Raw genomic sequence first — 6,537 nt, forward strand, 5'->3', positions numbered from 1 at the left:
CGGAAAATGCACCCACCTCTCCCACAAACGCACCCACCCCAAGCCCTGTATCAAAATGGGTCGCTAAACATCCACTTGGACACCCATTTTGATACAAGGATGGTGAAGGAATTTTCCTCACGCAAATGCCGCGTTTTGGCTGGTATTTCAAGGTTTTCTTGTGCTTGCGGCAGCGCGGGGCGGCGGCTCTTACCAGGTGGACGATGACTCGAGAGGTCCACCTAGCCGTGGTTTGACTGGTTTCAAGGTCGCTCGCGGAGAAAGCGTCAAAAAGTGCGGGCTTGCGTCGAAAGGTTTAAGGGTAGCGTCAAAAAGTACCCAGAGCCGCATGCCTGGTCGCACAAGTTAGCGGATTGGATACAAAGGGGTGCTGGGCTGCAGTGGCGAGAATGGCGAGTAAACCGCGTGGTACGTGGGGTTTTGCGGGACTGGGGTGAAGAAGATTGACTAATCCGTCTAGGCGTGCGGGAGCGGGTTTGTTGCGTGACTGTTATGGTTGGCACGGCGTTCTCCCCCTTATTTAACCCATTCTATCTGCCGCCAAAAGGTATGGGTAATGCGAGAAGGTTTTCACGAATCTACTGTAGTTTTAGTAGAGCTTTACATAGTGGGAAGAGGAGTATTTCACTAGTGGTTGAGTCTGCCGTATAGTATGGGCCTTCGAACACACCCCTGTCTATTTACGCAGCAAGAACAGATACTCAATATTGGGAGTGTCCAAAGGTGGAGTCCACTCATTTGTCCAAGTCATGTTGGCCATTACATTCCTTTTATACTCAATCTGCGCAGACTTTACCAAAGCTCCATTTGCGCTAAGTATCTCAAGTAACTCTGAATATGTAGCGCGACCGCCATTTGAGTAGGAGAGCAGTATATACTTAGCGGGAGTTTTCCTTATTACTGAATCAAGGGCAGAAAGTGCGAGCGACTTCCCCTCACTGTTTCTCCGAAATTCCTCAAACTGTGAAGCGGAGACTGTGTCCCGAGAATCCTCTCTCCTCCTAGCGGCACCGAACACATCCGGTTTGTCATTCAAAATAACTGTCTTCCAAATATGGTAATAAGACGCATATCTAACGCGCGAGGGAGGCATCTTTTCGTTGTTGGATCCATATGGCGGATCAAGATAAGCCATATCGTACTCTTTGCCAGTGTTAAGTAGCGCGGAGACTAATTCATCTGCATCGCATTGAAAAACTAAATGATCTTTAAATTGGGGCTCAAGATTTGGAACTTTTAGCTGAATCTGCTTATACGAGCGTGGTGACCAGTTTTTAAGGTAAGCAGCAAAATGTCCTATTGTGTTTTCAACTTGATCGAGCGCATAGATAAGACTCGTAAGCGCGATTGCCCTTTCAACTCGCGATAGGCTAAGACGGTCAATTTCTTCTCTTATCGCATCAAGCTTCATAGAATTATGTAGTTGCCAGAGCGCTTTCCTGCCGCTATCTTGAACAGCGCTTCCATGATTGTCAACACCCCCATAGTTTTCCGTGAACCAGCCAGAAATTGGTTTTAGATTATTTAAATGATTAATCAGCTCGGTATATTCAGCCCCTTCATTCTTGTTAAGTAGGTAAGCTGTCGCGAAACAACTCGACCACACGGAGCAGTCGTTTGAGGTCACTGTTGACCCCATACCGGCAAATAACCTACTGACTCTCGTGGTTCCAGAAAACAAGTCGAGAACAGTGTCCCTAGCCACGTTTTTGGTTATTTCAAAAATTGGTCTAAGAAGTTTTTGCTTAGAGCCCGTGTACTTTATGCCCTCTTTAGCCCATACCAAGGCGCTTTGAAGGGCACCTTCTTCATCATCGACTGCCGACTGTGATAACACTTTTCTCATAAACTTATATCTGCCTGATCTGCTAGTTTTTGAAGCTCGCCGGTGATCGACTGAAGAGCTTTTTTATGGGACTCAACCGTACTATTCAGAGCCTTCGCGAATAGTTCCGTAATTATCAGATTATGCTCATACGCTATCCAGCCATCGGTGATGAATCGAAAGTGTTTCGCTGCAGTCTTAGTGTTAGTCCACAGTCCCCGCTGTAATGCATTTGCTGCCTTTCCTCCATATCGCACCTCGCATATATAATCGCCAGCTGCATCGCGAAATACCCACACAGGATGTTTGCGTCCGCGAGCGCCCGGTTTTACGCGTTCAACGACAGATGTTAACTCAGCGATCGCAGTTATATCAAACACCATTATGGCGCACTGCATATTGTTTTCCCTATAGATTAACGGTAAAACGTTTATGTCTGAGAGGTGTAGAAAATCAGGGCGGTTTAGTAAGCTTCTTATTTCGTTTTGATCATCAATCTTGCATTTTCCTTGACTTTCAAGCAATGGGAAAAGCACTGCATCTTTGTCAGTACTAAGCTGAAGTGGTCCATCACCGTACGCCTTCAGTGATACTTTGATTGTTTTCTTATCAATCAAACGAGTCACTAATATGTCTTCCTCTGAAGTCTTCGCTCGAAAAAGATCCTTGCCGACATGTTGGGCTTTGTATCCAGGCAGAAACTGGTTAACAAACTCTGTCATTCCTATTTCGGCTAAATCTCCGTGCGTTTTATTGCCAACGAGTCTCATTGTGAAAACATTGGATAAGGTGTTTTCTATAAGCGTTGAGTTTTGCCGCACAAAAGACTGCAGATCGATGGTGAACTGTTTAAAGAGTGAATACTGTGTGTTCATTACTAATACTCCCGTTTCTATCGTTTAATAAAGAGGTTGTAGGTCGTTTGAGCTTAAAGCTCCATTTTCCGGCTCCATTTATCTCCGAATAATGCGTGTTCGTTGTTGTCGAGCTTGAGTACTTTAGTTTGTTGAATGATCTGTTTAGCTTCTTCAGTGCAGTCGCTGATTTTGTCGATGGCGATGAAAATCTGTTTCTCAATTTGGTCGTTGTAGACGCGGATGAGGTTGCTGAGGTCGGGACGAGGCATGGAGTCAAACACGATTGAGTCGTGTGCCAGTGCTGGGAGGACGGTGTTCTGCAGCACGGCGAGGTCGTAGATGATCATGCTGCGATGGTTTGTGCCCGTGCCTTTGTCCTTCGGAGTTTCGAATACATAGGAGTTGAAAGCCTTGATCGTCAGTCGCGGCGCGTTGTACTCCCCGCCGGTGACCTCGTCGTTGATGGCGTCCATCTCCGTGTTGATGGCGATTTCGATTTGTGCCAGCACGCTCTCAAGTTGGTTTTGGTAGCGCGTGTTGGCTTCCTTCTTGGCGGTCTGGAGCTTGTGGTTTTGGTCGAATGCTTCGTTCTGCTCTTTGAGCTTGGTGATCCGCCGATCCAAGGTCGTGTAGGCGTCGAGGAACTCTGGCGTGAACGCCTTGGATGTAGGTATCGCATCCATTTGGGAAAGGATGCTGTCGTGGTGTTCTTGAAGCTCGGTCACCTCGCGTTGAACGCGCTCGCGGGCTTGGGTGAGTTCTTCAGCGAGGATCGTTTGGATCTTGGTGTGGAACTTCTCGACCTCAACGATCTTCGCTAGGTGTGCTTCGGGGAAGAACTCTTGCAGGCTCTTGAGGTCAGTCTCGGTGGGGTACGCGCCGTGGCGCAGGTTCAAGTCGAGCAGGTGTAGTTCGTCGCGCCTGTCTTTGATGAGGCGTCGAACATCGGCAAGTTGGCGGTTGAGTTCGTTGCGTGCGTTGGCGTGTTCAACCTCGCTCGGATCGACTGTCGCTTCATCAGATTCGGCCAGCTGGGCACGTTCCTGCTCCAGGGCAGCGATCTCGACGACGTTCTGCTTGTACTTGGTCAACCCGTCAACTGCTGAGGGGATGAACTCGTAGCGTCTTGCAGCTTTGAACGCTGCAATCATGTCTTCAGCACTCTGGAGCTGGTGCTTGAAGTCCTCGATCGAGCTGTAGTACTGGAACAAGGCGATCAGGATCGCGATGGCATCCTTCTGGGATTCCTCGCCGCCACGGGTCTGGAGTGGCTTGAGTTCGTTGTGGTTGTTCTTGCCGTAGATCCGGAAGAACCTGCTGAGCATCTGCCTAAACGACGCACCCGGCAACTGCATGCCGTATTGGCCGGCCAGCCAGTCAGTGAACTCCTTGAGCTCAAGGGTTTTCAGCACGCTGCCGTCGGAATCGATGTTGACGATAGCTTTTGGTTCATGGGGGCGTCGCACGAAGTGGTAGGAAGCGCCGTCGAATTCGAAGGTGAAATTGATGGCGTGCTCTGGCAGTTCCCGGACGGCATCGCTGTCGACATAGGTGTTGCCACCAAAGACGAAGTCGATGATGAGCATCATTGTGGATTTGCCGATTGACCCGGCCTCGCCTCGGACAGCGCCGAGGATCGTGTTCAGTCCTTGATGGAACTGGATGGGCGGGCGGGGCGCTTCGCCTTCTTTGAACAGGGCGCAACTGATCTGTTTCAGCATCGCTCTAGTGCTCCTTCCTCACTGAGCGTGACTTTGCCGAGGGCGTAGAGGCAGTCGAGGGCATCAATCAGCCGGGTCGGGTCTGTTGTGACTGGGGTGAGGGCGACGGCAAGTTCGTTCGGGGTCTTCGGGGTGTCCAGGAGCCTGAGGATCGTCGGGAGTAGCGGTAGCACTGTGTCCTGGTAGGCGAACAACTTGTTAGGAAGCAGCATCGAACACCTCGCAGGACTGGACGAAGTAGGAGGTGACGAAGGCACAGTAGCGGGCATCCTGTTTCGTGATCTGACTGAGCCGATTGGTCAGCGATTCATGAATCCGCTGTTTTGCGTAACCCTTGTCAGCGAGCTTCACGTACGAGGCTCTGATCTCTGCTCGCAACAACCCATCATCAAAGGTCTTGAGCCGAGCCTGTTCCTGCAGCGCTTTTTCGATGAACCTGAAGTATCGAGTGACGTGCATGAATACCTCGTCGAACACGAACACGTCGACTGACTGGTCAATCTTGTCCTTGACGGCGGCTGGGTCGAAGTTCAGCGGCTCGAAGTCTTTGGGGTTGGCGTTACCGAGTTTCTCGATGACCTTGCTGATGCCACGTTCAATATCGACCGTAGTCAGCGTCTTACGTGCCTGTGCTGCGTCGACTTGTGCCTTCTTGTTCCGTAGCAGGTCTTTTGCGTCGGTTTTCTTGTGGTTGAGCGTGTAGGAGTGGAAGCATTCCGGGCACAGCGCGACCAGGTTGTCGTAGGTGCGCGCTTCGCCTTCAATCCGGCCAATCGCATAAAGCGGAGCTGTCGCGCCGTCGTCGGTGACGGGCTGGAGATGCTTGCCACAGCCGGTGCGCGAACACGTGTACTTGCATTCCTCCAATAGGCGAGAACCGAGCCTGCCTTTGGCAGCATCCGACACCGTGGTCGCTCGTTGGAGCTTGCGGTCATTCTCCAATTCCGGATTGACAACGAACTCCAGCGATTGCTGGATCAAGTCGAACAACACATCGCCAACATTGTTTTCATCAACATCTTCGTCGATAAACGGCTGGATGCTACGAGCCAGTGCCGCCTTGATCTCATCGGCTGACTGCGTCTCGATGTCATCGACGTAGTTGAGGGAATCGACGAAATTGTCGCGGGTGGGATTGGCGAGCATGGCTCGCGCCAGCTTTCTCGTGATCCCGCGACTGTAAAACTTGCGCAGGGATTCATCTTTGTAGTCCTGATCCGGGGTTCTACCTCGGGGCGTGAACCAGTGCTCCTCAGGGACGGCGCAGAGCCGCTCGATCATGTTGCGCATGAAGTCCGCTGTGTTCCGGGTGCCGCGCAGGTGCGGGTAGACGGCCTTCATCACATCGTTGAAGAGCAACTTCGCCATCACCTCCACCGGAGTTTGTCCCAACTGTCCCAGGCTGTCCCAAAGCGTCTAAATGGCCGAAGGGCCATTTTCTACCGTGGACATAGCTCACGAGAGATGGGCAAAAGTCTATCACGGCTGTGCTTTTTCAACGAGAAGTTGGCGATTGCGTATCTCGCGTGGGTTGTGCGGGGCAGGTGGCATGGCATCGCACTCAGGACACGACCGGGATGTGCACGGCCTGGCCGAGTCCATGGAGACACCTCACGCAATGTGAGGCGCATCCGCCGGATCGACCGTGATCATGCCGATCCGTAGCCAACAACTGAGCTCAGGTTTCTACACGTCCTAAGTCGGAACGATCTGCAGGAGCCGCTGGGGCGGGCATCCATCGGGGTGTCCGCCCATAGGCATGCCCACGCAGACCATTTCACCAACTTCATACGAGTAGCAGCGTCTCTTGTGGGTCTTTCCGCATCTAGCGGAAGGAGCCCACCGTGGCTACCCCTACTTCTCAACCACAGCCCCGCCCGTATGCCATTCGCAGAAAGGTTGGCCCGAATCACCGTGAACATTGGTTCATGTACGTCCCGTCCGCGAAAGGATGGGCGTGGATTGAACTGCTTGATCTACCTGAACCCGACGAAGCATTCAAGGAAGATAGCCCTGATGCTTATGCGGCTAGTGTCGAGCGGGCGAAGAAGCTGCGTGAGCAGATCCTCGACCCTGACTACCAAGCCGACTGGAAGATCGCATGGGCGCAGGACGCCTACAAGCGTTTCCGTGA

Annotated in this window: 5 protein-coding genes and 1 pseudogene; 1 reads left to right on the plus strand and 5 read right to left on the minus strand. The window is 51.8% G+C overall.

What is annotated here, in order from left to right; translation table 11 throughout:
- Positions 1–676: 676 nt before the first annotated feature.
- The 5 genes from QS713_RS08995 to QS713_RS09015 are packed head-to-tail and all read right to left on the minus strand — an operon-like array spanning position 677 to position 5,771.
- A complete protein-coding gene (locus tag QS713_RS08995; RefSeq protein WP_313274687.1) occupies positions 677–1,846 on the minus strand; it encodes a DNA adenine methylase in 1,170 nt (389 codons plus the stop codon).
- The gene (locus QS713_RS09000; protein WP_313274690.1) at positions 1,843–2,700 is read right to left on the minus strand and encodes a hypothetical protein; all 858 of its coding nucleotides are present in this window, start codon (positions 2,698–2,700) and stop codon (positions 1,843–1,845) included. Before QS713_RS09000 ends, QS713_RS08995 begins: the two co-directional genes overlap by 4 nt.
- A gap of 53 nt (positions 2,701–2,753) precedes the next feature.
- Positions 2,754–4,403: a DUF2326 domain-containing protein gene (locus QS713_RS09005; protein ID WP_313274692.1), complete on the minus strand. Its 1,650-nt coding sequence runs from the start codon at positions 4,401–4,403 to the stop codon at positions 2,754–2,756.
- Positions 4,397–4,615, minus strand: a complete 219-nt coding sequence (locus QS713_RS09010) for an ABC-three component system middle component 7 (RefSeq protein ID WP_313274695.1) — start codon at positions 4,613–4,615, stop codon at positions 4,397–4,399. Before QS713_RS09010 ends, QS713_RS09005 begins: the two co-directional genes overlap by 7 nt.
- Positions 4,602–5,771: an ABC-three component system protein gene (locus tag QS713_RS09015; protein ID WP_313274696.1), complete on the minus strand. Its 1,170-nt coding sequence runs from the start codon at positions 5,769–5,771 to the stop codon at positions 4,602–4,604. The genes QS713_RS09010 and QS713_RS09015 overlap by 14 nt, the downstream gene beginning before the upstream one ends.
- A gap of 560 nt (positions 5,772–6,331) precedes the next feature.
- Here QS713_RS09015 and QS713_RS09020 point away from each other — a divergent pair.
- A pseudogene (locus tag QS713_RS09020) lies at positions 6,332–6,537 on the plus strand (sigma-70 family RNA polymerase sigma factor); the annotation flags it as partial.

It is taken from the genome of Gleimia hominis (assembly GCF_032085515.1).
Taxonomy (GTDB): domain Bacteria; phylum Actinomycetota; class Actinomycetes; order Actinomycetales; family Actinomycetaceae; genus Gleimia; species Gleimia hominis.